Origin of the sequence: Mycobacterium sp. UM_Kg1, assembly GCF_000972925.1 — a bacterium.
GTDB classification, from domain to species: Bacteria; Actinomycetota; Actinomycetes; order Mycobacteriales; family Mycobacteriaceae; genus Mycobacterium; species Mycobacterium hiberniae.
Genome location: NZ_JRMK01000037.1, coordinates 1 through 24,943, shown reverse-complemented (window position 1 = coordinate 24,943; position 24,943 = coordinate 1). Strand labels below are relative to the sequence as shown.

Annotated in this window: 24 protein-coding genes; 12 read left to right on the top strand and 12 right to left on the bottom strand. The window is 68.0% G+C overall.

Annotated features, from left to right (window positions below):
* Nucleotides 1-8: 8 nt before the first annotated feature.
* Genes LI92_RS08270 through LI92_RS08250 form a run of 5 tightly spaced genes read right to left on the bottom strand, consistent with a single transcriptional unit; the run spans nt 9 to nt 5,700 of the window.
* Complete coding sequence (locus LI92_RS08270; RefSeq protein ID WP_046317938.1) at nt 9-1,388, bottom strand: phosphotransferase family protein; 1,380 nt, start codon at nt 1,386-1,388, stop codon at nt 9-11.
* 34 nt (nt 1,389-1,422) lie between these two features.
* Nucleotides 1,423-2,244, bottom strand: a complete 822-nt coding sequence (locus LI92_RS08265) for an enoyl-CoA hydratase/isomerase family protein (RefSeq protein WP_046317936.1) — start codon at nt 2,242-2,244, stop codon at nt 1,423-1,425.
* On the bottom strand, nt 2,241-3,512 hold the full coding sequence (locus tag LI92_RS08260) for an FAS1-like dehydratase domain-containing protein (protein ID WP_046317935.1): 1,272 nt from the start codon (nt 3,510-3,512) through the stop codon (nt 2,241-2,243). Before LI92_RS08260 ends, LI92_RS08265 begins: the two co-directional genes overlap by 4 nt.
* Before the next feature lies 1 nt (nt 3,513).
* Nucleotides 3,514-4,746 carry a cytochrome P450 family protein gene (locus tag LI92_RS08255; RefSeq protein WP_286134941.1) on the bottom strand — a complete coding sequence of 411 codons (1,233 nt, stop codon included), beginning with the start codon at nt 4,744-4,746 and terminating at the stop codon, nt 3,514-3,516.
* 48 nt (nt 4,747-4,794) lie between these two features.
* Entirely contained in the window at nt 4,795-5,700 is a 906-nt protein-coding gene (locus LI92_RS08250; RefSeq protein WP_046317931.1) for an SDR family oxidoreductase, read from the bottom strand.
* Between the two features lie 55 nt (nt 5,701-5,755).
* Here LI92_RS08250 and LI92_RS08245 point away from each other — a divergent pair, with 55 nt between their 5' ends.
* The 9 genes from LI92_RS08245 (at nt 5,756) to LI92_RS08205 (ending at nt 15,811) form a co-directional block, all read left to right on the top strand.
* The gene (locus tag LI92_RS08245; protein WP_082109619.1) at nt 5,756-6,589 is read left to right on the top strand and encodes an enoyl-CoA hydratase/isomerase family protein; all 834 of its coding nucleotides are present in this window, start codon (nt 5,756-5,758) and stop codon (nt 6,587-6,589) included.
* 4 nt (nt 6,590-6,593) lie between these two features.
* Nucleotides 6,594-8,027: a FadR/GntR family transcriptional regulator gene (locus LI92_RS08240; protein WP_046317928.1), complete on the top strand. Its 1,434-nt coding sequence runs from the start codon at nt 6,594-6,596 to the stop codon at nt 8,025-8,027.
* A gap of 84 nt (nt 8,028-8,111) precedes the next feature.
* Nucleotides 8,112-9,674, top strand: coding sequence for an AMP-binding protein (locus tag LI92_RS08235; protein ID WP_046317927.1), 1,563 nt, complete (start codon nt 8,112-8,114; stop codon nt 9,672-9,674).
* A gap of 31 nt (nt 9,675-9,705) precedes the next feature.
* Complete coding sequence (locus LI92_RS08230; RefSeq protein ID WP_046317926.1) at nt 9,706-10,134, top strand: Zn-ribbon domain-containing OB-fold protein; 429 nt, start codon at nt 9,706-9,708, stop codon at nt 10,132-10,134.
* Nucleotides 10,131-11,336: a thiolase family protein gene (locus LI92_RS08225; protein WP_152665386.1), complete on the top strand. Its 1,206-nt coding sequence runs from the start codon at nt 10,131-10,133 to the stop codon at nt 11,334-11,336. The genes LI92_RS08230 and LI92_RS08225 overlap by 4 nt, the downstream gene beginning before the upstream one ends.
* Before the next feature lie 50 nt (nt 11,337-11,386).
* A complete protein-coding gene (locus LI92_RS08220) occupies nt 11,387-12,559 on the top strand; it encodes a thiolase family protein (protein WP_046317925.1) in 1,173 nt (390 codons plus the stop codon).
* Nucleotides 12,556-13,395: an acyl-CoA thioesterase gene (locus tag LI92_RS08215; RefSeq protein WP_046317923.1), complete on the top strand. Its 840-nt coding sequence runs from the start codon at nt 12,556-12,558 to the stop codon at nt 13,393-13,395. Before LI92_RS08220 ends, LI92_RS08215 begins: the two co-directional genes overlap by 4 nt.
* 85 nt (nt 13,396-13,480) lie before the next feature.
* Nucleotides 13,481-14,575, top strand: coding sequence for a DUF7064 domain-containing protein (locus LI92_RS08210; protein ID WP_046317922.1), 1,095 nt, complete (start codon nt 13,481-13,483; stop codon nt 14,573-14,575).
* 27 nt (nt 14,576-14,602) lie between these two features.
* Nucleotides 14,603-15,811 carry a CaiB/BaiF CoA transferase family protein gene (locus LI92_RS08205; protein WP_046317921.1) on the top strand — a complete coding sequence of 403 codons (1,209 nt, stop codon included), beginning with the start codon at nt 14,603-14,605 and terminating at the stop codon, nt 15,809-15,811.
* A gap of 7 nt (nt 15,812-15,818) precedes the next feature.
* On the opposite strand, the gene LI92_RS08200 is transcribed toward LI92_RS08205, so the two are convergent.
* A complete protein-coding gene (locus tag LI92_RS08200; RefSeq protein WP_046317919.1) occupies nt 15,819-16,616 on the bottom strand; it encodes a FadR/GntR family transcriptional regulator in 798 nt (265 codons plus the stop codon).
* Nucleotides 16,617-16,711: 95 nt separating this feature from the next.
* On the opposite strand from LI92_RS08200, the gene LI92_RS08195 reads away from it, so the two are divergent.
* Genes LI92_RS08195 through LI92_RS08185 form a run of 3 tightly spaced genes read left to right on the top strand, consistent with a single transcriptional unit; the run spans nt 16,712 to nt 18,831 of the window.
* Nucleotides 16,712-18,184 carry an aldehyde dehydrogenase family protein gene (locus tag LI92_RS08195; RefSeq protein ID WP_046317918.1) on the top strand — a complete coding sequence of 491 codons (1,473 nt, stop codon included), beginning with the start codon at nt 16,712-16,714 and terminating at the stop codon, nt 18,182-18,184.
* Between the two features lie 8 nt (nt 18,185-18,192).
* A complete protein-coding gene (locus LI92_RS08190; RefSeq protein ID WP_046317958.1) occupies nt 18,193-18,384 on the top strand; it encodes a ferredoxin in 192 nt (63 codons plus the stop codon).
* A 9-nt stretch (nt 18,385-18,393) separates the two neighbouring features.
* Complete coding sequence (locus tag LI92_RS08185) at nt 18,394-18,831, top strand: DUF2599 domain-containing protein (RefSeq protein ID WP_046317916.1); 438 nt, start codon at nt 18,394-18,396, stop codon at nt 18,829-18,831.
* Here LI92_RS08185 and LI92_RS08180 read toward each other — a convergent pair.
* The 6 genes from LI92_RS08180 to LI92_RS08155 all read right to left on the bottom strand — a co-directional run.
* On the bottom strand, nt 18,821-19,561 hold the full coding sequence (locus LI92_RS08180) for an RsiV family protein (protein ID WP_286134940.1): 741 nt from the start codon (nt 19,559-19,561) through the stop codon (nt 18,821-18,823). The genes LI92_RS08185 and LI92_RS08180 overlap by 11 nt on opposite strands.
* Before the next feature lie 23 nt (nt 19,562-19,584).
* Complete coding sequence (locus LI92_RS08175; protein WP_046317914.1) at nt 19,585-20,847, bottom strand: MlaD family protein; 1,263 nt, start codon at nt 20,845-20,847, stop codon at nt 19,585-19,587.
* Nucleotides 20,844-22,064, bottom strand: coding sequence for an MlaD family protein (locus LI92_RS08170; RefSeq protein ID WP_286134939.1), 1,221 nt, complete (start codon nt 22,062-22,064; stop codon nt 20,844-20,846). The genes LI92_RS08175 and LI92_RS08170 overlap by 4 nt, the downstream gene beginning before the upstream one ends.
* Nucleotides 22,061-23,167 carry an MCE family protein gene (locus LI92_RS08165; protein ID WP_046317912.1) on the bottom strand — a complete coding sequence of 369 codons (1,107 nt, stop codon included), beginning with the start codon at nt 23,165-23,167 and terminating at the stop codon, nt 22,061-22,063. Before LI92_RS08165 ends, LI92_RS08170 begins: the two co-directional genes overlap by 4 nt.
* Nucleotides 23,164-24,201 (bottom strand): MCE family protein, encoded by a 1,038-nt coding sequence (locus LI92_RS08160; protein ID WP_152665385.1) that lies wholly within the window; start codon nt 24,199-24,201, stop codon nt 23,164-23,166. Before LI92_RS08160 ends, LI92_RS08165 begins: the two co-directional genes overlap by 4 nt.
* Nucleotides 24,202-24,203: 2 nt before the next feature.
* On the bottom strand, nt 24,204-24,943 hold a 740-nt coding region (locus LI92_RS08155), incomplete at its 5' end, for an MCE family protein (RefSeq protein WP_046317910.1).

The window sequence follows — 24,943 nt, the reverse complement described above, 5'->3', positions numbered from 1 at the left end:
ATTCTTCTTCAATGACTCAGCGGCGGCCAGGTACGGCGCGCCAGCGCGCCCGAAGCCGTCCGAGTCAGGTAGTCGTCACGTTTGATACCGCGCCACAGCTGCGCGACGTAGTCGTATTCGCTGATCGCGCCGCGACCCACCGCCTCGGCCAGCGCGGCCCGGCCCGCCGACACCGACGCCGGGGCATGGCCCAGCAGCGCTGCCAGTTCGGTGGTTTCGGCCGCATCGACCTGGGCTCCGACCCGGTTGACTTCGGCGAGGTACTTGACCAGTCGCGCCGCGCCTTTCACGTAGCGCATCGCCAGGGCATCGGTGATGCGTTCCGCCGCGCCGGACAGCGAGGAGGCCGCCGCCTCATACACCGCCGAGAACTCCCCGCCGCCGCCGTCCTCGGGCAGCTCGACGTCTACCTCGGGAATGCCGACCACCTGCGCCAGCGCCTCCACCAGCATCCGCCGGTGCAGCATGCCGTAGATCAGGCTGTTGCCGGCGTCGGGCGACCCGGCCGGCGCAGACGCTCTGATGTCCACGGTGCCCGGGCTGATCGACGCCAGCCGGGTTTCGGCGAAAAGCCGGTAGTACCAGACCCGGCTTTCGTCGATGCGGTGTCCGGACAGTTGTTCGTACTCGGCCAGCCGATCCGGGAACACGGTGAAGGTGTCCTGCACCGCCCGCAGCGACAGCCAGGCGATGTCGTCCATCGGATCACCGAAATGCGCCAACTCCCAGTCGACCACAGCCGTGACGGCGCCGTTGGCGTACATGAAGTTTCCCGGCCCGGTGTCGCCCTGGACCAACACTGTCGGCCCGTCGTAGTCGGGCACATTGCGATCCAGCCAATCGATGCAGAACGTCACCAACGGTGCGGGTTTGCCGTACCGCGCCACCCGCGCCCGCATCGCCGCGATCTCGGCGCGGACGTGCTCGGCAACCGGCCCGGCCGGGCCCAGACTGTCGATCTTGAGATCGCGTGCGTCGATCCGGTGCAGGGCAGCAAGTTTGGCGATGAAGTCGCGCGCGGTGCGCACCTGTTCGTCGGGATCTTTGATCAACCGGAACCAGGTCTGCCCGCCGACTCGTTCCAGCAGCACGGCCTGCTGCACCGGATGCGCGGCGACCACGCGCGGCACGGTGACCCCGTGGCGATGCAGCTCGGCCATGATCTCGGCCTCCACCTGCAGCGGATGGAACGCGCCGCCGGGATCGGCGGGCTTGGGGTCGTAACGCAGGAACAGCTCCTGAGTCTGCGCCCCGCTGGTGACGTCGACGAACCAGGCCTGCCGGCTGGCGCCCCCGGACACCTGCCGGCTTTCGACCCGATCGGCACCGGTGACCTCGGCGATCCACTGCCGGATCTCCTCCCCGATCCCGGGCTTGGGGCTGCTCATGTGCTCGCCTCGCACGGCAGCGCCGGACAGGCGCTCATCGGCGGGCCTGTGTCTTGTCCGCCGCCGCGGCAAGCCACGCCTTGACCGCGGCCCGATGTTCGGCGGTGAGCGCGCTGCGCACCATGCGCTCACTCTCCGCCTGCACGGCCTCGTGCAGCGGGAGGCGCTGCGCATCAAGGACATTGGCCTTGGTGCCGGCGAACGCCGCGGTGGGTCCCGCGGCGATCTCGGCAGCCCAGGCCAGCGCAGCAGCGGGCAGCTCCTCGTCATCGACCACGCGATTGAACAGGCCCAACGCTGCGCCCGTCTCGGCGTCGATCGGCCGATCGGCGATAAGTAGTTCCAGCGCCTTGGACGGTCCGAGCAGGTGGGTCAGGAACCACGCACCACCGAAATCACCGGAGAAGGCCAGCTTCGACCAGCCCGGAACCAGCTTGGCCGAGCGCGCCGCGATCCGCAGATCGGTGGACAGCGCGATACTCATCCCGGCACCGACTGCCGCGCCGGGCAGCGCGGCGATGGTGATCTTCGGCATCTCGTGCAGCAGTGTCACCATCCGCGCGTTGTCGGCCAGCACGGCACTGCGCTGAAGGACCTGGGCCTCGGGATCCGGCGCGGTGACTTCCCGGGCCGAGCCGCCGTCGCGGACGTCGCCGCCGGCGCAGAACGCGCTGCCGGTGCCGGTGATGACCACGCAACCGATGTCGTCGTCGGCGGCGAAGCGCTCCAGCAGCGCGGGGATCGCCACATACATCTCGCTGTGCAGTGCGTTGCGCCGATGCGGCCGGTTGAAGGAGATGACTCCGACTCCCTCGACGACCTGCGCCAGCACCGTCTCGGTGCCGGTGTCGATCACCGTGTGTTTCCGTGCCGGAGCTCGTTGTGGCGCCGCAGCATCGCCGTGGCCTTGCGCCGCAGTTCCGCATCGGGCTGCGGCAGGATCACCGGGCCGAGCTCCCGGCTCGGCAGGGCGACGGTGGCCTGCGCCGGTGCGGTGACCTCGCCCCGCTGGCTGGTGGCCCGGAACTCCAGATCGACCAGGGCGTTGCCGTTCTCGATGCGCTTGCCCACCACCTCACCGGTGATGATCTGGGTGTCACCGATGAAGTTGAACTTGCGCATCTCGTCGTACTGCCGGACCAGCCAGCCGTCGTCACCCATCCAGTCGGTGACGTAGTGGGTCAACCAGCACTCCCGCATGACGCCGTAGTCATAGGCCATCGGGTTACCGATCGACTGCGACCATTCGTTCTCCCAGTGCAGCCGCTGCGCCACATCGGGAATTCCTGCCGCGTTCTTGATGTAGAACTTGGGCGCGCGCTGCCGGTTCTTGTAGCCCACCCGGCCCGGTCCGATGCCGTAGGGCGCCAGGCCGTAACCACCGGCATGGAAGCAGATCATGTCGGTCAGGGTGAACGGCCCCTTGGCCATCTTCGGCAGGACATCGCCGACGTTGACGTCCTCGTAGTAGCGGGGCTCGGCACCGCGGGGACCTTCGGCGGCGTAGATCTCGTCGATCTCGGCGATCTCTGCGTCGGTGTAGCTCGCGGCCGTCAGGCCCATGTACTTGCCGCGTTCCCGCGACTTCTTGCGTTCGGTGGCGATCAGGATCATGCGGGTCACCGCCACCACTTCGCCCCGCTGGTTGATGCGTACCGACCTGATGCGCCGGATGACCGAACGGCCGGCGTACTCGCTGGCCTTTTCCTCGATGGACTCCAAGCCACCGAAGCCGTAGAGCGTGTCGCCGGGGTACACCGGCGCGTACCACTCGGTGTCCTGCCCCGAGACGAACATGTGCACGCCGGAGAACAGGCCCTTGGTGGCTTTGCGGATGTCCTCGGGGATCGGGTCGCCCAACATCTTGCGGGCCATCGCGATATGGATCATCGGTGGCGCGATCGGCGCCCCCCAGCGGGTGCCGGCCGCGTACTGCGGATCGGCGAACAGCGGGTTGTCGTCGCCGTAGGCACGGGCGAAGTTGCGGATCCCGTCGGCACTGAGCTCGCGGTAGTACTCATCGATGCTGGTCGGGGCATCGACACCCAGCAGCAGCTTGGCGCGCTCGATGTCCTCATCCTTGATGGCGTAATCGAACTCTTGGGCCTGCTCGGTTTGCGTCATGTCAGTACATCCGTATCGGTAGTTTGGTCAGCCCGCGCAACGACACCGTGGGCTTGTAATGCAGGCTTTCTTTGGGTGCCGCCAGCTCCCAATGGGGAAAGCGATCCAGCAGCGTTGTCAGGGCGATGCGGCTCTCAAGCCGAGCGAGTTGGTGGCCCAGGCAATAGTGCATGCCGAAGTTGAAAGCCAGGTGGCGGTTGGGTTTCCGGGTCAGGTCCAGGGAGTCCGGGTTGTCGAACACCGTCTCGTCCCGGTTGGCCGAGTTGATCATGCCGAGAATCTGCGACCCGCGTGGGATGGCGACACCGTGGATCTCCACATCCTCCTTCGCCAACCGCGCCGCACCCGAGGCCACCGGTGAGGTGAAGCGCAGCAACTCCTCGATACCGGTACCCGCCAGCAACTCCGGCTGCTGGCGCAGTAGGGCGAGCTGGTCGGGATGCTCGATGAGCGCCAGCACGCTACTGCCGATCAGGCTGGCGGTGGTGTCATGTCCCGCCAGGAGCAGCAGAAAGACCATGGCGACTGTTTCCTTATGGGTCAGCCGGTCACCATCCTCGTTGGCGCGCACCAGATCTGAGATCAGTCCCTCGTCGGGACGGATGCGACGCTCTTCGATCAGTTCTTCAAACAGCTTGACAAGCCGACGCGCCGCCGAGAACATACCCAGCTTTCGGCCGCCGTCACCGACCTTCTCCACCAACTGGTGGAACTCATCGCGGTCCTTGTCGTCCACCCCGAGCATGGTGGCGATGACGGCCAGCGGTAGCCGGACCGCGTATTCGTGCACCAGGTCCACGTCGCGCTTAGCCGCCACCTCGTCGGCCAGCCGGTCGGCGATCTTGACGATGTCTGATTCCATGGTGGACACCAGCTTTGGGGTGAACGCCTTGTGCACCAGCGTCCGCAGCCGCTTGTGATCCGGGTCGTCTTTGAACACCATCGTCTGCGTCAGCATCCGAATGGTCGGAGGCAGAATCCAGGCGAACTTGCCGACCGCGGTGTACTTCAACACGTCGGTCGAGTATCGCTCTTCACTGTGCAACGCCATGACGTCGTCGAACCGGGTGAGCAGGTAGCCCCCCTTACCGTGCAGCAGCTGCGGTGCGGTCGCCCAGGACACCGGGGCGTTCGAGCGCAGGTAGGCAAAGCGCTCGTAGGGGTCGTCGAGCATCGCCCGAGTCCCCAGCGCGGTCTTCTCCAGTTTGGCAGCCTTGGCCATTGCTACTCCCATCGATGCCCTACTCGTCGGATCGCCGCTCGGAATCGGATGCCGCCCACCTCAGCCCCTCATCGGATGATTGAGTTCGAAAGGCACCTCGGCGAAGTGAGCCGCCTTGGTCTGCAGGTCGGCCACCGTCCAGCGTTCTCCGCTCGGCGCATCGATCCGGTCGATGATCGACCAGGGCTGGAACAGCTGCACCGAACCGCCCATGACGAAGAACACCCGACCGGTGATCGGACTGTCCGCGGTCGCCAGGTAGGCCACGAACGGCGCCACGTTGGCGGGGTCCATGGCCCCTGCGGCTTCGCCGCTGGCGGGATCGGGCACCCCGGGCAGGCCCGCGGTGAGCCGGGTCAGCGCCGCCGGCGCGATGGCATTCACCCGAACCCCGTATCGGGCCAGTTCCTCCGCGGCGATCATGGTGATCATCGCGATGCCGGATTTCGCTGCGCCGTAGTTGGTTTGACCAGGCTGACCGAACAGGCCGGAGGTCGACGAGGTGTTGATCACCGACCGGTCGGTGACGACACCGCCCTTCGCCTGGTCCCGCCAGTACGCCGCCGCATGGCGCAGCGGGGCGAAGTGTCCTTTGAGGTGCACCCTAATGACGTCGTCGAACTCCGCCTCGGTCATGTTGACCACCGTGCGGTCGCGCAGAATGCCGGCGTTGTTGACCAGGACGTGCAGATCGCCGAACTGCTCGATCGCGGTGCGGATCAACGACTGCGCTCCCGACCAGGTCGCGACGTCGTCATGATTGGCCACCGCGTCGCCGCCGCGTTCCCGGATCTCGGCAACCACGTCCTGGGCCGGAGTGCGGTCGCCTCCGGTGCCGTCGCTGGCGCCGCCGAGGTCATTGACCACAACCTTGGCTCCTTCGGCGGCAAAGAGCAATGCGTGCTCGCGGCCGATGCCCCGTCCGGCACCTGTGACCACCGCGACGCGTCCGTCCAGAGTCCCCATCTCTACTTCCCTGTATCCCGCTGTCCCGTTGGAAATTATTAGTACACTGATTTCTATGATTTCCGCTACCCCTCAGAGCGCGACCGATGGCAGCACCGGCGAACCGATCCCGCTCGAACACATCGCGTTCGACGTCGCCGACCACATCGCCACCATCACCCTGAACCGCCCGGACGCCATGAACGCGATCTCCGCCCGGATGGCGAGCGAACTGACCTGGGCCTGGCGCACGGTCCGCGACACCGACGACATTCACGTCGTCGTGCTGCAGGCCGCCGGCGATCGCGCGTTCTGCACCGGGGTGGACGTCAAGGGCGACTCCAGCTGGTTTTTCCGCAGCAACGTCTGGAACACCTTCGACCCGGGCATGGTGATCTCGCCGAAGATCCATCACCGCTGCTGGAAACCGGTGGTCACGGCGGTGCACGGCATGGCCGCCGGCGGCGCTCAATACCTGCTCAACGAATCCGACATCATCATCTGCTCCGAGGAAGCCGCGTTCTTCGATCCGCACGCCAACGCCTCGATCGTGTCGGCGCTCGAGCCGATCGGCATGCTGCACCGCGGCGTACCGCTCGGCGAGGTGCTGCGCTGGGCGCTGATGGGGACCGAGGAGCGCATCTCGGCGGCCACCGCGCTGCGGATCGGGCTGGTGTCCGAGGTGGTCCCGCGCGAGCAGCTGCACTCTCGCGCCCGCGACATCGCGGCGTCGATCGCCGAACGCAGCCCCCAGGCGATCCAGGGCACCATCCGCGCGATATGGGAATCTTTAGACATGACCCGGTCAACCGCTCTGCAGAACGGAATGGCCTACACCCATATCGGTAACCCGCCGCTGGCCGAACGCCGCGCCAGCCCGCGGCGCAACGGACCCGCCCTCTACCGGTGAGCATGTGAACCCAGAGCTGATCGCCCCCCGCGTCGACTCGCGTCGCGCCAAGCTGGCCGGACGTGCCGCCGAGCAGATCATCGCCGACGTCATCGAGCTGGGCTGGCCGGTCGGCCAGGTTCTGGGTTCGGAAGCCGAACTGCTGGCCCGTTACGGGGTGAGCCGCGCCGTCTTCCGGGAGGCGATCCGGCTGGTCGAGCACCAGCATGTGGCGCGGATGCGGCGCGGAACCGGTGGCGGGCTGGTGATCGACGAGCCTGAGGTCGACGCCGTGATCGGTCCGGCCATCATCCACCTGCTGCGCGTCGACGCCACCCTCGACGAAGTCTTCGCCACCCGCATCCTGCTCGAGGAGCTGGCGGCCGAGATCGCCTCGCAACGGATCACCGAATCCGACATCGCCGCGATCCGCCACACCCTGGAGCAGGAGTCCGCGGGCACGTTCTCCAATTACCGGCTGTTGCACTCCCAGCTGGCGACCCTGACCGCCAACCCCGTCCTCGAGCTGTTCGTCGAGGCGTTCGGACGGCTCACCAACTTCTATTTCAACGACGCCGCGGCGCTGCCGCCCGACACCGACCGCGCGACCGCGCGCGCACACGAGAGCATCGCCCGGGCGATCCTGACCAACAACCCCGGACAGGCCCGCGACCGGATGCGGCGCCACCTGCAGGCCGAGGTCGAATTCATCCGCGCCCAGCCGGCCACCCGTCAGCGGCTCGACCCGGCGGTCGCCCTGGCCGGCACCCTGGGCGACAAGCGCGGTGAGGCGCTGGCCCGCCAGCTGTTCGCCGAGATCCTGACGTCCGGCGCCACCCCGGGCTCCTTCATCGGATCCGAGTCGACCTTGATGAGCACCCACCACGCCAGCCGGGCCGTGGTGCGCGAGGCGATCCGGATTCTGGAGTACCACCAGATCGCGCTGACCCGTCGCGGGCCCGGCGGTGGACTGTTCGTCGCCGAGCCCGACATCACCGCACTGGTCGACATCATCACCATCTACCTGCGCCGGCGCGGGGTCCGGCTGCGCGACATCATGGACCTGCGGACCGGGCTGGAGCTGGCGGTGGTCGAGCAGGCGGCCGCGGCGCTGCGTGTGGCACCCGAGCGGGCCGAGGCCCTCGAACAGTCGTTGCACCACGAGTGCGATAAGGGCCTGGGGCCGGCGTTTTCGCACGGCGAGGACTTCCACTCGACGTTGGCCTCGCTCACCGACAACAACGCGCTGCGGCTGGTCCACGCAGTCACGATGCGGCTGGGCTGGCACTTCTTCGCCCAGCTGGCCGACGTCGACCCGCGCATCGGCGCGATCTCGCAACGGGCGAAGATCGAGCCCGCCCACCGCGGCATCGTCGATGCCCTCACCGCCGGTGACGCCGAATTGGCCGTGATGCGGATGCGCGCACACATGACCGCGACCTCGGCGCCGGACGACTGACCCGGACGCATGGGCTTTGCCCCGGGCCTTCCCTTGGCCCTTGATTGAGGATACTGTTCTAGCTATTTCGAGCGTGGAGGGTCGATGCAACATCCGTGGGACCAGCGTCTGGGCGTGTGGTGGATAGCCGAAGACCACCCCGACGCACCGGCCATCGTCGAATCCCCCAGCGGCCGCACCCTCACGTTCGGTGAACTGACCGCGGCCGCGCACCGGGTTTCAAACGCCCTGCGCGCGCACGGCCTGCTCCCCGGATCGGTGGTGGCCTACGCGCTGCCCAACGACGTGGACGCGGTCATCTGGCAACTCGCGACCAACGAGATCGGGCTGCGCTACCTGACGTTGAACACCGCCCTGTCGGCCGACGAGTTCACCTCGATCCTCGACCATTCCGGCGCCGCCGTGCTGGTCACCCACAGCGACTACCTGGACCGGTTCACCGCCGTACCCGAGGAGACCCGAGTCCGGATCGTCGTCGGCGATGCGTTAGCCGACGGGTTTGTGGCCGAAGCGGACTTCCTGGCCGGCCACCCGACCGCCCCGCCCGCCGACCGCACGCAGGGCGATTCCATCCGGTATTCCTCGGGCACCACCGGTAAGCCGAAGGGGATCGTGCGCCAACTCGACGGCCGGGACCCCTCGGTGGCGGCGAACGCGATGGCCGTCTTCGGCCGCGCGTTCGACTTCCGTCCCTTCGACGGTGCTCACCTGGTCTCCACCGGCATGCACCACGCCGGTTGCCAGAGTTTCTACCTGGGAGCCCTCAATGTCGGTCAGCCACTGGCGATCCTGGGCCGCTTCGACGCCGAGCAGACGCTCGCCGCGATCGAACGCCACGGGGTGACCACCGCCTACATGGTGCCGACGCAATTCGTCCGGATGCTCAAGCTCGCCCCCGAGGTCCGCGCGAAGTATGACCTGTCCAGCCTGCACTCGGTGGTGCACTCCGCCGCCCCGTGCCCCCTGGAGCCCAAAAAGGAGATGCTGGCCTGGTGGGGCCCGGTGATCTGGGAGACCTACGGCGGCACCGAGGGCGCCGCAACCATCGCCAAGCCGTACCGCTGGCTGGAGAAGCCCGGAACCGTCGGCCGGCCGATCCGCGGAGTCCGGGTCAGAATTATCGACGACGACGGCCATGACCTGCCTGCCAACGCCATCGGCAACGTCTATATCGAGCGCCTGGACGGGGAGCGCTTCGAATACCGCAATGACGCCGAACTGACGGCCTCGGTGCATCGAGGGTCCGCCTTCACCATCGGTGACGTCGGCTACCTCGACGACGACGGCTACCTGTTCATCTGCGACCGCGCCAAGGACATGATCATCAGCGGTGGCGTCAACATCTACCCGGCCGAGGTCGAAGGCGTCTTGAGCACGCACCCCGCCGTCGCCGACGCCGCCGTCCTCGGAGTCCCCGACCCGGAGTGGGGCGAACAGGTCAAAGCGGTGGTCGAGCTGCTCGACGGGGCCGAGCCCAGCGACCGGCTGGCCGACGAGCTGATCACGTACTGCCGCGACCGGCTGGCCGGATTCAAATGCCCGCGCTCGGTGGATTTCGTCACCGCGCTGCCCCGCACCGAAGCCGGAAAGCTGGTCAAACGTGCACTCCGCGACGCCTACTGGGCGGGCGCGGGACGACAGGTCTGAACCCGAACCCGACCGAGAGGACCGCGACGCCATGAGCGAGACCACTGCTGGGCAACCCATCCCGATAGTCGGGTATCTGAGCCTGGAGGACCCCCCGAAGCTGGTCGCGACGGTGTGCACCGCCTGCGGCGCGTACTACTTCGACCGGCGCGACGCGTGCGCATCGTGTTTCGGCACTGACTTCACCACCGAGCCGGTTTCGCCCACCGGAACCCTGGAGACCTTCACCGTGGTCGAAGTGGCCGCCCCCGGCGTGCCCGTGCCCTACGTGGCCGGCGTGGTGGACTGCGCCGGCATCTCGGTGCGGGCCAACGTCGTCAACGTCGATCCCACGGTGGATGCGGTCCGCCTGGGCATGCCCCTGCGCCTGACCACCTTTCCGATCGGTACCGACGACGAGGGCCGGACCGCGATCGGGTTCGGATTCGAGCCGGCGAGCGAAAGCGAGGACCTGCGGTGAACGGTGACATCTGGATTCTGGGCATCTCGATGACCAAGTTCGGCAAGCGGCCGGATCGCGACGGGGTGGGGCTGGGCGTCGAGGCCGCCCGGGCTGCCCTGGCCGACGCCGGGGTCACCGTCGCCGACATCGACGTGCTGGCCGCCGGCAACCTCTTCGGCCCACCCGGCTACGGGCAGGCCGTCCAGAAGCAGCTCGGCCAGACCGGCATCCCGGTGTTCAACGTGGCCAACGCCTGCGCCACCGGCGCGACGGCGCTGCGCACCGCCATGCTGGCGATCAAGGCCGGTGAAGCCCATCTCGGGCTGGCGGTGGGCGCCGAGAAGCTCGCCGGCGCCGGGATGCTCGGCGCCTCCGGCAAGGCCGGCACCGGAGCCAAGACCTGGCAGCCACAGGGCCGGCTGGATGCGGTCACCGGACTGGAGGGCCGCGTCGGGACCGACCTGATGCCCGGGGTGTTCGCCCAGATCGGCATGCAGTACCTGCATCGCCACGACTACGCCGGAACACCGCTGGAACTGTTCGCCCGGATCAGCGAGAAGAACCACTCCCATTCCACGCTGAACCCGCTGGCGGCCCACACCAAAGCCATGTCCGCGCAGGAGATCATGAACGATGTCATGATCGCCTACCCGAACACCCGCCCGATGTGTTCGGCCAACTGCGACGGCGCGGCCGCGGCAGTGGTGGTCAGCGACGAACGGCTCCAATCGCTTTCGGCCCAGCAGCGCCGGCGGGCAGTGAAGGTCAGCGCCTCGGTGCTGACCACCGATCCCTGGGAACCGGCATGCCAGGTACTGCCCAACGTCAACACCGTCACCCGTAACGCCGCAACCCAGGCCTACGAGCAGGCCGGGATCGGACCCGCCGATCTGGACCTCGTGGAGCTGCACGACTGCTTCGCCACCGCCGAACTGGTGCACTACGACAACCTGGGCCTGTGCCCGCCCGGCGGCGCGGTCGACTTCTTCGAAAGCGGCGCACCCTGGCGCGACGGCAAGCTTCCCGTCAACGTCTCCGGCGGCCTGCAGTCCAAGGGCCACCCGATAGCGGCCACCGGAATCGCCAACGTGTGGGAGATCTGCCAGCACCTGCGCGGCGAGGCCGGACCGCGCCAGATCGACGGCGCCCGTGTCGGTTTGGCGCATGTCATCGGCCTGGGTTCCACCTGCGGCATCCACATTCTGGAAAAGGCCGGCTGACGGCCCGCACCCACCGACCCAGACAGCATCCCCAGGGCAGAGGAGTCCCCGTGACCACACACCAGAATTCGGGCCGCGACGCGGTGATCGTCGGCGCGGTGCGCACGCCGGTCGGGCGCCGCAACGGCGCACTGTCGGGCATCGCCGCCGGCGAGGTGTCCGCGCAGGTGCTGCGGGCCCTGACGAATCGCACCGGAATCGATCCCGCGGTCGTCGACGACGTCATCTGGGGCTGTGTGAGCCAGGTCGGCGAGCAGACCGGCAACATCGCCCGGCACGCGGTGCTCAGCGCCGGCTGGCCCGAGGACGTGCCCGGCACCACGGTGGACCGGCAGTGCGGATCCAGCCAGCAGGCGCTGCACTTCGCGGCGGCGGGGGTCATCTCCGGCCAGTACGACGTCGCCGTGGCCGGCGGAGTGGAGATGATGAGCCGGGTGCCCATGGGGGCGTCGCGCGGTGTCGACGTCGGCGATCCGATGACCGACTCCGAGCGGGAACGCTACGGCGTCAAGCACTTCCACCAGGGCCTCGGCGCCGAGATGATCGCTGAGCGCTGGTCGCTGTCGCGTTCGCAGCTCGACGAGTTCAGCGCCGGTTCGCACCACCGCGCGGCGCGGGCCATCCATGCCGGCGAGTTCGCCGAGGAGATCGTGCCGGTGACCCTGCCCGACGGAACGACGGTGGACACCGACGGCGGTGTCCGGCCGGACACCACTGCCGAGAAACTCGCCGGGTTGAAGCCCGCCTTCGCCGCCGACGGCGTGATCACCGCGGCCAGCTCGTCGCAGATCAGCGACGGGTCCGCGGCACTGCTCATCACCACCTCCGAGCGGGCCCGCGCACTGGGGCTCGCGCCGTGGGCCCGCATCCACACCGCAGTGCTCGCCGGGTCCGACCCGGTGATGATGCTGACCGCGCCGATACCGGCCACCGCCAAGGCCCTCGACCGGGCCGGCCTGACGATTTCGGATATCGGCACGTTCGAGGTCAACGAGGCGTTCGCCCCCGTGGTGCTGGCCTGGCTCAAGGAGACCGGGGCGGGCGAGGCGGCGACCAACCCGAGCGGCGGGGCGATTGCGCTGGGCCACCCGCTGGGTGCCTCCGGCGCCCGCCTGATGACCACGATGGTGCATCGCATGCGGCGTGAAGGAATCCGTTTCGGTCTGCAGACGATGTGCGAGGGCGGCGGGATGGCGAATGCGACGATCATCGAGTTGTTGTGAACCTCACCTCGCGTGAGGTGTTCGACGGCGAGCAGGTCACTCCCACCGCGGTGGCCGAGCTGTTGACGCTGCGGCGGCTTCCGCACGACCGCTTTCTCGCCGAACCGGTGGCGGTGACCGGCCGGCGCGCCATCTACGGCGGCCAGATCGCCGCCCAGGCGCTGCGCGCCGCCAGCCTCACGGTGCCCGGCGACCGGGTGGCGCACTCGCTGCACGGCTACTTCCTGGCGGCCGGCGATGCCGGCAGCCGCCTGGAACTGCGCGTGGACCGCGATCGCGATGGCGGCCGCTATTCGGGCCGGCGCGTCACCGCGTATCAGGGCGGCACCGCGATCTTCTCGATGGGCTGCTCCTTCTCGCGTCCCAAAGATGACGCCACCGAGTACCAGGCCGTCGAGATCCCCACCGTGCCGCCGCCGGCCGAGCTGGTCACCTACGAGCTCAATGCCTCGCGCACCTTCGACCTGGAAGCGCGGGTGCCCGACGGCGGCGAACCCTGGTACCGGTGGCCGGCGCGGTTCTGGGTCCGCATCCGCGAGCCGCTGGACGACGATCCGAATGTCCGGGCCTGCGGGGTGGTGTTCGTCTCGGACCTGTGCACCGGGCTGTCCCGGGCACCGGAGATCGAACGGGTGGGGCTGCTGCCGAGTATCGATCACGCGGTGTGGCTGCACCGGCGCGGCGATCCCAACGACTGGCTCCTGCTCGATCTGCATCCGCTGACCGCCTCGGGCGGCCGCGGCGTCTACTCCGGTCAGATCTATGACCAGCGCGGCACTCTGGTGGCCAGCCTGACCCAGGAGTCGCTGTTCGACGCCACCGGCGGGGCGCCGTAGGCAGGCGTGTGGCGCGGGTGGTCCGGCCGGCCGATCGCCGCAATTAACTACTAAATCAGTATCCTTTTCGGTTAGGATCACGGCTATGTCGACCAGGCCGTCAGCGGACACGGTGGGAGCCGAACCCCGAGCCGCGACCGCAGACCGCCCGTTCACCCCGGCCGACGACGACTTCCACCCGTGCCCGTCCGACCCGTACTGGACCGAGACCACCTGGTGGTCGTTCAACATCCCCGAACGCAAGATCGGCGGGTGGCTGCACGCGGAGTTCCACACCAGCCGCGGCACCGCGACATGGCGGGTCTACGTGTGGGATCCAGCCGGTGCGACCCCGGAGCAGCTGCGGTATTTCCGGATGCGCAGCGAAGTCCCCCTCACCGAAACCCGCCTGGATCTGCGCGACATCGTGCTGCCCGGCGGCGGATTCGGTGTGCAGATGGTGCGCCCCATGCGCGACTACCGCATCACCTACCAGGACCCGGAGTCCGACTTCGCGGTGCGGCTCACCTTCGAGGGCACCCACGAGCCGCGCCGATTCACCCCCGGCGAGCCGCCGTTCATGACGCACACCCACTTCGATCAGCTCGGCCACGTCACCGGCGAGCTGGTGCTGAGCGGCGAGCGGATTCCGATCGACTGCTACTCGATCCGGGACCGGACCTGGGCCCCGCGGGGCGGTCCCCGGCCCCGGCGAACCGCCCCGGCGGCCCAGGGCGACCGGGTCCTGCACCCCGGCGGCGCACGCTGGCGGGAGATCGAGCGGGAACGCGGCCGCGGCCGGATCCAGTACATCTTCGGCCATTGTGGACCGCGCACCGGCTTTCTGGCCTTCGCGCGGGTCGCCGAGGGCGATGCCGAGGGTTGGTCTCCGCTGAACCACGGCTGGTTGTTGCGGGACGGCCGTTTCGAGCGGTTGGACAAATCCGCCAGCCGGATGAAGAACTACCGCGACCCGGTCACCGGCTGGAGTTCGCACATGCATGTGCATCTGGTGGACGTCACCGGCCGGGTGATGGTCGCCGAGGGATTCACGGTCAGCCACATCTGCGAGCGCGGCGGCGGCAGCACCGCGCTCATGCGGTGGGACATCGACGGTGAGATCGGCTGGGGCGAGGACCAAGACATCTGGCATCCGCAACATTTCGCCCGCATGCTCGAAGCCCTGCACGCCACGCACTGACGCGTAACCTAGACCAGGAGAAACCAAGTGATCCGACCGTTCGAGGGCGTACGCGTCATCGAGGTGGCCGCCTGGACCTTCGTCCCGGGCGCCGGCGCCATTCTGGCCGACCTCGGTGCCGACGTGATCAAGGTCGAGCCGCCGACCGGTGACCCCCAACGCGGCCTGCTGAATTCGCTCAACGGCGACACCTCACTGCCCAATCCGTTCCTGCAGGTGCCCAACCGTGGCAAGCGCAGCATCACCCTGGACCTGTCCCACCCCGGTGGCATCGCGACCCTTCGCCGGTTGACCGGCACCGCTGACGTGTTCTTGACCAGTTACCTGCCCAAGGTGCGCGCCAAGCTCGGCATCGAGGCGGAAGACCTGCGCGCCGGCCACGAGCGCCTCATCTACGCCCGCGGTTCCGGATGGGGCATCCGCGGGCCACAGGCGGACGCCGGCGGGTTCGATGCCGCCGCGGCATGGTCGGCGGCCGGCATCCAGCACAAGCTCACCGCACCCGGCGCCGACGCGCCGGCAGCGCAGCCCGCGGCGTTCTTCGACCTGCAGGGCTCGAGTGCGATCGCCGGTGCGATCGCCATGGCCCTGTTCCGACGCGAGCGGACCGGCCAGGGCGGGGTGGTCGATGTGTCGCTGCTGAACACCGGCATGTGGACGATGGGTCCGGATCTGGCCGCCAGCGCGGTCGGCGTCAGCGAGATCCCCCGCACCGACCGCCGGGAGGCGCCCAATCCGATCGTCAACAGCTACCGCACGGCCGATGATCGGTGGCTGAATCTGGTGTGCCTGCAATCCGATCGGTTCTGGCCCGAGTTGTGCGAAATCGTCGGGCGCACCGACTTGGCCGCCGACGAGCGATTCGGCAGTGCCGCGCAGCGTTTCGCCAACCGCTCGGCCTGCGTCGCCGAACTCGACAAGGTCTTCGGCTCCCGGACCCTGGCGGAGTGGAAGGAGCTGCTCGCGGGGTTCTCCGGAGTGTGGTCGGCCGCGGCCACCTTCGACGAGGTGTGCGAAAGCCCGCAGGTGGCCGACAACGGCTACCTTCCCACGGTCACCGGAGCGGACGACCGCCCCTTCCGGCTGGTCGCCCCGCCCTACCAATTCGACGAGACGCCCAACGTTCCGGTCGGTCCCGCGCCCGAACTCGGACAGCACACCGAGGAGATCCTGCTGGAGTTCGGGCTGGACTGGGATGCGATCAACTCCCTGCGCGACGACGGCGCCCTGGGCTGATGCGATGTCAGACGTAGAGGTCGAGCACGGTTTCCCTGGCGAGTCCGCCCCACAGCATGTTGCGGCCGGCCCGTTCCATGTGCTCGCTCCAGAGCTCCCTTGCCTCAACGCCTTTGCCCGCTTCGATCAGCGCGGTGAACTTGTTGAAGGTCCGGATGGTGCGCTTGAACTGCTTCTCGGTCTCGTCGTGATTGCCCCCGGCCACCGCCATCACCCGGGCCATATGGCGGGTGACGACTTCACGCAGCACCGCCCCGACCAGAGCAATCGTGTTGTTGCCGGCCCGTTCCAAGATCAGGTCGTGGAACCTGAAGACCGCAGCCGCCCACTCGCCGAAGTCGGCGGCGACGGTTCCCCGGGCGACCAGCGCCGCCAGTGCCGCGGCCGCAGCCTTGAGGTCCTCGACATCGCGCGGTGTGGCGCGTTGCGCCAACATCTGCGCGGCGGCGGGCTCGAATACCTTGCGGGCCTCGTAGAGGTCGGCCAGCGTGGTTCCCGACATCTGCAGGAGCAAACCGAAGTTGCGGGCCGCCACCGAGGTTTCCGGCGCGGACACCAGCACGCCGCCCCGCGACCCGCGCCGGACCACGATGAGCGATTCGCTCTCCAGAATGCGAAACGCCTCCCGCAGGGTGGGCCGCGAGACGCCGAACTGCTTGACCAGTTCCACCTCGGTGGGCAGCGCGTCACCGTTCTTCAGGACACCGCGGACGATGCTGCTGCGCAGGTGATCGGCGATGATCTCGGCCGTCTTGGGCGCCCGCACCAGTTTGGTCGCACCTGCGCCCGGATTCACCGTAGCCATATCAGCACTCCTTGGCCGTCCGCGGCGCACCACGCCCGCCCCGAACCCGAATATCTAAATCAGCATACTCATCGCCCATCTACCAGGAGGATTCCGTGACCACGACACGACTACCGGCGCGCGGCCTGTTCATCAACGGCTCGTGGGTCGAAGGCTCGGGCAGCGACGGCCTTGAGGTCGTCAACCCCGCGAACGAGGAGATCATCGCCGAAGTACCGCAGGCGACCACGGCCGATATCGACACCGCCGTCGCAGCGGCGCGCACCGCCTTCGACGACGGCCCCTGGCCGACAATGCGTCCCGCCGAACGTGGACGCATCCTGGCGGCGATGGCCGACGAGCTGACCCGCCGCAGAGCCGAACTCGTCGAACTGAACATCGCCGAGGCCGGCTCCACCCGGATGCTGGCCGACATGCTCCAGGTGGGCACCCCCATCGACCACTTCAACGACCTGGTGCACCGCGTGCTGCCCCAATTCTCGTTCGAGGCACCGGTGCCGCCCATCTACGGCCAGGGCATCGGGCACGGGGTCGCGGTGCGCGAACCCTACGGTGTCGCAGCGCTGATCACCGCGTTCAACTTCCCCTTCCTGCTGAACCTGGCCAAGGTGGGTCCGGCGCTGGCCGCGGGCTGCACGGCGGTGCTCAAGTCCTCGCCCTACACCCCGTTGGAGGCCATGGTTCTCGGTGAGATCGCCGAGACTGCGGGACTGCCGCCGGGCGTGCTGAACATCGTCACCGGCGATATCGCCGCGGGCGAGCGCCTGACCCGCCATCCGGGCGTGGACATCATCAGTTTCACCGGATCCGACGCCGTCGGCCGCAAGGTCTACACCCAGGGCGCTGAGAGCATCAAGAAGGTGGTGCTCGAGCTCGGCGGTAAGTCGGCGAACATCCTGCTCGACGACGCCGACCTGGACAAAGCGCTGCAGGGCGTGCTGGCCGGGTTCATCACCCACGCCGGTCAGGGCTGTGCGCTGCAGACCCGGATTCTGGTGCACGAATCCCTGCACGACGATCTGGTGGCCCGGATCGTCGGCGTCCTCGGGTTCATCAGCGTCGGTGATCCGTCCGACCCGGCGACCATGATGGGACCGCTGATCCGGGAGGTGCAGCGCGAGCGGGTGGAGTCGCTGATCGCCAGCGGTGTCGAAGAGGGCGCGCAGATCGCCTTCGGCGGCAAGCGCCCGGCACACCTGGACCGCGGCTACTACGTCGAGCCGACGCTGTTCGTGGGTGTCGACAACAGCATGCGCATCGCGCAGGAGGAGATCTTCGGCCCTGTCGCGGTGGTGATTCCGTTCACCGATGACGACGACGCGGTGCGGATCGCCAACGACAGCCGCTACGGTCTGGCCGGCGGGGTGTGGTCGGCGGATCCGTTGCGCGCCGACGCGGTCGCCCGAAGGCTGCGGACCGGGATGGTCGTGATCAACGGCGGCGGTGGCGGACTCAACCCGGCTTCCCCGTTCGGCGGCTACAAGCAGAGTGGCATCGGCCGCGAGTTCGGCGAGTACGGGCTGTCGGAATACCTGCAGCACAAAGCCTTGCAGTGGCCGGTCGGGTAGGCACTGCGATGCGCGCGACTGTCGACCACGACCGCTGTGAAGGACACGGCCGGTGCTTTGCCGTGGCACCCGATCTCTTCGACCTCGACGACGACGGATACAGCGTGGTCGACGAGATCACGGTGCCCGAAGGCCGGCACGACGACGCACGCGAGGCCGCGTCGTCGTGCCCCCGCGCGGCCATCCGACTGGTGGACTGACGGAATGTGATGAGCGGGGAACGCGTGGCCGCCACCGCGGCGGGGGTGCTGGCGGTGCTGTTCGCCGGCAGTTCGGCGAACGCCGATCCGGTGGCCCCGCGGCCGCCGGGTTCACCGCAGTACATCGACCATGTGGAGTGGGTCGACAACGGCGACCGGGCGACTCTGCGGGTGTTCCCCACCGCGTGGGGGTGGGCCGCATCCGGGGTGTTCACCAATGGCGCCCAAAGCTATGACGCCTGGGCTGAGCTCCTGCAGAACGCACCGGATGCCAACACGCTGAGCATGCAGAAGCAGTTCTTCTGTTTTTGGCAGCTGTCGTCGTTCACCAATCCGGGCAAGGTCGGCACCTGGAACCTGGAGCCGTGGCGGCCGGTGGTGGCCGACACGATCATGCTCAACTCGGGGTGTAACCCGGGCGGCCCCGACGACGTCCTCAATTGGTGATCGGCACGAATTCCGGTGCGATGAGGTCGATCACGGCCGGCCAGGGAATCGTGATGACGTGTAAGCCGCGGCCGACCTGATACTCGGGGAAATGCAGTTCGATCCCCTGCGCGGTGGGAATCCACGCTCTGAAGTTGCGTTCCAGCGGCGCCATTCCGGGGCCGTATTCCGCCCAGCCGCCCAGCGGAGCCGGATAGACCGTCGGCAGGATCTTCTTGGTCAGCTCGGAGAGCCTGCGCAGACCGGCCTGCCTGTCGACGAAGAGGTTCTCCCAGACGATCTGAATCCCGCTGCGCGCGTCGAAGACCCGGGTCGCCACCGTCTTGTACGGCATGTTCGGCAGCTCGACGGCGTTGTACTCACCGTCGAACAACGCCGATACGGTGACCGGCCGGAACAACAACCGCCCCTGAGTGTGAAACGTCCATGGTGTGGTGTGGCTGGAGCTGGCCACGTACGTGGCGATCTGCCCGGCGGCCTCGTCGTCGAGGATCTGGTTGATTGCATCGGTGATCGCCGGGTCGCCCCCGGCGACCCGCTCGTAGTCCACCGTCCAGGTCCCCAGCTCGTTGGGACTGATCCCGGTCAGCCTCGCCGGAGTCACGGCGTAGCTGACACCACCCGATGCCGGGTCAGCCGGGGCTGGTGCCGGCGACCACAGCGCCAGGACCGCCGCCAGCAGGACCGGCAGCATGCGGCGCCACAGCGGGCCCGGTCCGGATTCGGGCATGGGTGCGCTCCTTTCGGCTGCACTCATGGCCCGCTCGGCGGCGGGGGTAAGGGCAGCGTCGGTCCGGCATAGGGCAGGTCAATGGTGTACCGCCCCCGCGGGGTCGGGTCGGCGCGCTGCAACGGGTTGACGCCCGGCGGCGGCCCCGCGGTGTCGTCCCCCGGCGGCCGGGGCGCATTGCGGGCGCCCCGAACCAGATACTTCGGGTCGGGGTTGGGGCAATAGGTGTACAGGTACGGTTCCGGATGGTCGGCCACGGTCGGCGGGGCCTTGGGCAGGTTGAAGTCACACGAATACCGTTGGTAGAGACTGACGGCTCCCCACACACCACCGTCCCGAAACGTACTGGCGGCCGCGTCCAGTGCCGATCCGTCGCGGTACTGCGGGAAGAACAGCTCCTGCAACGCCGGGACCCGTACATACATCAGTTGCGAGACCGTCGTCAGGTTGCCCAGCAGCTGCACCATGGTGGGTGAGTTGTCCGCGATCAGGGCGTCGATACCCGCCATGGCCGCCGGTCCGCTGTCGAGAAGGCGCCGATACCCACCGTCCATCTGCTGCACCCCGCGCAGCACCGACGACAGGTTCGCCGAGGTCGCCGCCAGCCCCGGACTGACATCGCCGACGGTGGAGAGCACGACCTTGCTGGTGTTGAGCAGACTCACCGTCTGCGGCAACACCGAGTCCAGCGTCGACGCCAGGAACGCGCCGCCGTCGAGGATGGCCGCCAGCTTATGCGGCCCCTGCCGACCGACCCGCAGCTCGTCGAAGACGGCGGCCAACGTCGCGGGATCGAGCTGGGCCAGCGTGCCGTCCATATCCGCCAGCAGTGTCGACAGTGCGACCGGAGTGCGGGTCCGGGCGGCGTCGATTTCGGCTCCGTCGGTCAGATACGGGCCGGCGTTGGTGTCGGCCCGGAAATCCAGGTACTGCTCTCCCGCCGGCGACAGTGCCGATACGTGTGCAACGCTGCCGGCCGGCACGGCGGAATCCGGGTCCAGAGCAGCGGTCGCCACGACCCCGTCGCCGGACATGTCGATCGAGTGCACCCGGCCGATGGGCACGCCCCGCAGCGTCACGTCCTGGCCGGGCAGCAGACCACCGGTCTCGGCCAGGTGCACCCGCACCTTGATGTCGGAGCGCGCCGGATCGATCCGCAGCGTGCCGAACAGCAGGTAGAGCACCCCGAGCACCAGCATCACCACCAGCGCCGCCGCCGACAGCCCCAGCCGTCGCGACCGGAGGTAGCGCAGCGCGGCCAGACTCCACCCGAGCACCGCGGTCATGGCGACCCTGCCGGAGGAGTCGAGACGCCCGGTGCCAGCAGATTGGGCCGGGGCGGTGCCGGTGTCAGTTCGCCGGGCCGCGGGCCGATCAGATCGGGCGGGGGCACCAGCCCGGGCGGCATGGTGGGGGCTCCCCAGAACTTGTCACGGACCTTGATCAGCGCATAGCTGATGCTGCCGACCATATTGCGGAAGTCCTCCCGGGTGGGCCCGTGGCTGCCGGGGTCACCGGGGTGGTGGAGGTCGGCGAATGCGCCGACCGCCATATCGGCCAAGTCGATATCGACGTGCGAGGAGGTGGAGTTCGTCAGCTTCAGCATCGGCCCGAAAACTCTGCTGAAATTCTCCAAGGAGGCATCCGGGGCGTCGGTCGCCGCGTCCAGGCCGGCCGACAGCCGGTTGAGATCGGTGATCATACTGCGCGATCTCTCGCCCCGGACCGACGGAAACTTGGCCAGTTGCAACGTGATGCTGTTGATGTTCGCGGCCAGATCCACCACGTGATCGGTGTTGCCGGCCAGGGTTCCCAGTGCCGGCGCGCTTGCCTCGATGGCCTCGTCGATGCTGCGCTGCCGATCCGACAGCGTCGTGGACAGCTCGCCGCTCTGCGCGAGCACCGTTTTGATGGACGTCGATCGGTCTGAGAGGTTCTGCACGATCCGGGTGGACTCGTCGAGGAACTGCTTGAGATCCTCGCCCTTGCCGCCGACCGCATGCCCCATGCCGTTGACCACATTGATCACATTGCGGATGGCGCCGCCGTTGCTCAGCAGAGACGCCGTGGTGAGCACCTGCTCGACGGAGGCAGCCGTGGCGGTCGCGTGCGCGGGAATCGCATCGCCCGGTGCCATCAGCGGTACACCCGGATAGGCGTCCGCGGGCGGCTTGAGCGAAACGAAGATGTCACCCAGCGGCGTCGCCGACCGCAGTTCGGCGGTGGTGCCGACCGGGATCTGGGTGTCCGCGAATATCCGCATGGTGACCACGGCGGTGTAGTCCCGCGCCGTCATCGACTCCACTTCGCCCACATCGGCTCCGGAGAGCCGAACCTTGGCCTTGGTGGGAAGGTTGAGGGCGTTGGCGAAGGTGGCGGTGATGGGGTAGGTCCGCGCTCCCGCGGACGGTGCGGGCAGCGGCAGCCGGTCCAGGCCGACCGAACAGGAGCTCAGGGCGCCGGCCAGCACCATCGCCGCGGTCAGACAGATGCGTGACGTCACGAGCCCAGACCCGCCAATCCCTCGATCATGCTGGTGATGCCGAAATCGGGACCGAAGTCCTGGATGGTTCCGGTGGCACAGCCCAACTGACGCATGCCCAGCAGGTTGCACATCTCTTTGGTGGCCTGCGTGTTCAGCTCGACCTGGTCCAGCAGCGGGTGCGCGCGGATGGCGGCCTTGATGGGGTCGATCATGTTGTAGACGTTGTCCGCCAGCATCGGGATGAGGTCGAGCGTTTCGGCCATCTCGCGGCGGTAGTCGGCTATCGCCCGGGGGACGGTCTCGGCGTTGGCTGTGGTGGATTTGAGGGTGTCCCGGTTGCTTTCCAGCAGGTCGGTCGTCTCGGTGAGGATCTGATTGAGCTGTGCGCCGGTGGACCCGCGGCCCAGTCGCTGGCCTTCCAGGACGCTGGTCAACTGCCGCACCGCGGTGCCGAATTCCCGGATGGTGGCATCGTTGTCGGCGGCGGCTTTGGTCAGCCGTTCGAGGTTGGTGACAATCGTGGTGATCGCCTCGCGGGTGGGGGCCCCGCGGTCCTGGCTCATCTTCAGCGCCTCCGACAGCTGGCTCAGCGCCGACCGGATCTGGGTGCCGTTTCCGCCGGTCATCGACGCGCTGATACTGAGCAGATCGGCGACCGGCCCCGAACCCGCACCGTCGCCGGCCAATTGCAGCGACAGCTTGTCGATCATCGCCAGCACCCGGTCGAACTCCACCGGCGTGCGGGTGCGGGCGAGGCTGAGCGAGTCGTTGTCGGCCAGCAGCGGTCCGCCCCGGTACACCGGGGTGAACTCGATGTGCCGGTCGGTGAGGATCGACGTCGAGACCGTGACGGCCTGGGCGTCCGCCGGGATCTTGACTCCGCCGTCGATGTGCATGGTGACCTGCACGTAGTCGCCCCTGGCCGCGATCTTGACGATCTTGCCCACGCGCATGCCCAGCACCGAGACGGCGTTGCCCTCATAGAGTCCGCTGGCGTTGTCGAACTGGGCCGTGACGGTCATGCCCCGGGCCGGCCGCCCCGGCGAGTCGTGGGAGCAGCCGAACGCGGCCAGGGCCATCGCGACTACCCCGAGCGCCTTGGCGATCAGCCGCCCGTTCATCCGCAGTCCTCGAAGTAGTGCGGCAGGTTGAACTGCTTGGCGCGGCCGCTGATCGCGCACATGAACGAGTCGATGACGGTGCCGCCCGTCGAATTGAAGTCGAACTCGTTGCCGCTGCCCGTCGCGTTGGAGAAGTTCCTGATCGGAACGGGCATGATCTGCAACATATTCCGGAACAGCTCATCGTTGTGGCCGACCGAGGCCAGCATTCCGTCGAGGTTGGTCAGCAGTTCGCGGGTCTGTCGGCGATCGGCCACCAGTACCGGTTGCAGCTGCGCGACGAGCTTGGTGGTGGCGTTGATGAGGCGCACGATGACCTCTCGCCGGGCCGCCAGATCGGCGAGCACATCGCGGCCCTGCAACAGCAGCACCCCCAGGCTGCCCTGCTGCCTGCCCAACAGTTCGGACACCTGCTGCGTACTGCGCAGCAGGTTGCCGATCTCATCGCGTCGGGCCCCGATGACCGCGGACAGGTGCGTGATGTTGTCCAGTGCCTGGGGCAGGATCTCCGGACCGCCTTGCAGCTGCTGGGACAGTGTGGTCATGGATTGGGCGATCTTCTCGGCGTCGACGGCGTCGAAGGTCGTGGTCGCATCCTGCAGCGCGGATTGCAGGTCGTAGGGCACTTCGGTGTTGACCAATGGGATTCGCCGCCCGGGCAGCCTTGCGGCGCCGGCCGGCCGGAGGTCCACATAACGGGCGCCGAGCAGCGTGGTGAGCTTGATCGAGGCTCGAGTGTCCGCTCCGAGGTGCAGCCCTTTGTCGATCTCCATCGCGACGGACACATGGTCGTCTTCGAGCCGAAGGCCCTTGACCGCGCCGACCCGGACGCCGGCCACCGTGATCTGATCGCCGGCGCTCAGACCGGCGGCCTGAGCGAAGTCGGCGGTGTAGGTGAGGCGACCCACGCCGATCTTTCCCATGCCGAGCACCCCGCCGCACAGCAGCGCGATCACGGCGACGGTGACTATCCCGAGCCGAAGGTTGCCGTGGCTCTCGATGGGGCGCCGCAGCACGGCGCTGATCCTGTTCACTCTCACCTGCACTTCGCGCTGAATTGTTTGGCCCCGCCCGGTGTCCCGTTGCGCAGAATGGCATCGATCAGGGCGTCGATGCGGGGGAACTCGCTGACCGTGATGTTGCAGGCGTAGATGTCGAGATAGGACCCCTCTTGGCTCATCCGGGCCATGCCCTTGAGCATCAGCGGAATGTTGAAGCCGACGTAGGCGAATCCCTGTTTGTTGTCCATGAAGTGCTTGGCGAACCCGGGCTCGCGTTGCACGAACTCGCGCAGGTCGGGCTGGATATCGCCGATCACGTTGGCCAGGCGTTGCCCCACCACCGACACCTGGTCGAGGGAGGTGACGAATTCCGCACGCCGAGCGGCAAACCCGTGGAACATGTCCTTGGCCGAAGAGATGGAGGACTCGACGTCCCCGCCGCGGCGGGCCACCGACTCGAGAACCGATCTCAGGTTGGTCAACACCGGGTCCAGGAGTTCGTCGGTACCGGAGTAGGCCTGGGCCAGTTGGGTGGTGTCGGCGATGAGTTGGGTGATCGCGCCGGTGTCCCCCCGCATCGAGGCGATGACCGCGGTGGTGAGGTTGTCCACCTCCTCGGGGTTGAGCAGGGCGAACAGCGGCTCGAATCCGTTGAGCAGGTGCGAGATGTCGAAGGACGGTTGGGTGCGCTCGACCGGGATCACCGCGCCCGGCGGCAGCATGCCGGGATTGTCGAATGCGCCCAGCGACAGGCCCACGTAGCGCTGACCGACCA

Bases quoted from the DNA above. Each gene is read 5' to 3' on its own strand.
- LI92_RS08270 (WP_046317938.1), bottom strand. From the start codon at position 1,388: ATGAGCAGCCCCAAGCCCGGGATCGGGGAGGAGATCCGGCAGTGGATC.
- LI92_RS08260 (WP_046317935.1), bottom strand. From the start codon at position 3,512: ATGACGCAAACCGAGCAGGCCCAAGAGTTCGATTACGCCATCAAGGAT.
- LI92_RS08255 (WP_286134941.1), bottom strand. From the start codon at position 4,746: ATGGGAGTAGCAATGGCCAAGGCTGCCAAACTGGAGAAGACCGCGCTG.
- LI92_RS08250 (WP_046317931.1), bottom strand. From the start codon at position 5,700: ATGGGGACTCTGGACGGACGCGTCGCGGTGGTCACAGGTGCCGGACGG.
- LI92_RS08245 (WP_082109619.1), top strand. From the start codon at position 5,756: ATGATTTCCGCTACCCCTCAGAGCGCGACCGATGGCAGCACCGGCGAA.
- LI92_RS08235 (WP_046317927.1), top strand. From the start codon at position 8,112: ATGCAACATCCGTGGGACCAGCGTCTGGGCGTGTGGTGGATAGCCGAA.
- LI92_RS08230 (WP_046317926.1), top strand. From the start codon at position 9,706: ATGAGCGAGACCACTGCTGGGCAACCCATCCCGATAGTCGGGTATCTG.
- LI92_RS08210 (WP_046317922.1), top strand. From the start codon at position 13,481: ATGTCGACCAGGCCGTCAGCGGACACGGTGGGAGCCGAACCCCGAGCC.
- LI92_RS08200 (WP_046317919.1), bottom strand. From the start codon at position 16,616: ATGGCTACGGTGAATCCGGGCGCAGGTGCGACCAAACTGGTGCGGGCG.
- LI92_RS08190 (WP_046317958.1), top strand. From the start codon at position 18,193: ATGCGCGCGACTGTCGACCACGACCGCTGTGAAGGACACGGCCGGTGC.
- LI92_RS08185 (WP_046317916.1), top strand. From the start codon at position 18,394: ATGAGCGGGGAACGCGTGGCCGCCACCGCGGCGGGGGTGCTGGCGGTG.
- LI92_RS08180 (WP_286134940.1), bottom strand. From the start codon at position 19,561: ATGCCCGAATCCGGACCGGGCCCGCTGTGGCGCCGCATGCTGCCGGTC.
- LI92_RS08175 (WP_046317914.1), bottom strand. From the start codon at position 20,847: ATGACCGCGGTGCTCGGGTGGAGTCTGGCCGCGCTGCGCTACCTCCGG.
- LI92_RS08165 (WP_046317912.1), bottom strand. From the start codon at position 23,167: ATGAACGGGCGGCTGATCGCCAAGGCGCTCGGGGTAGTCGCGATGGCC.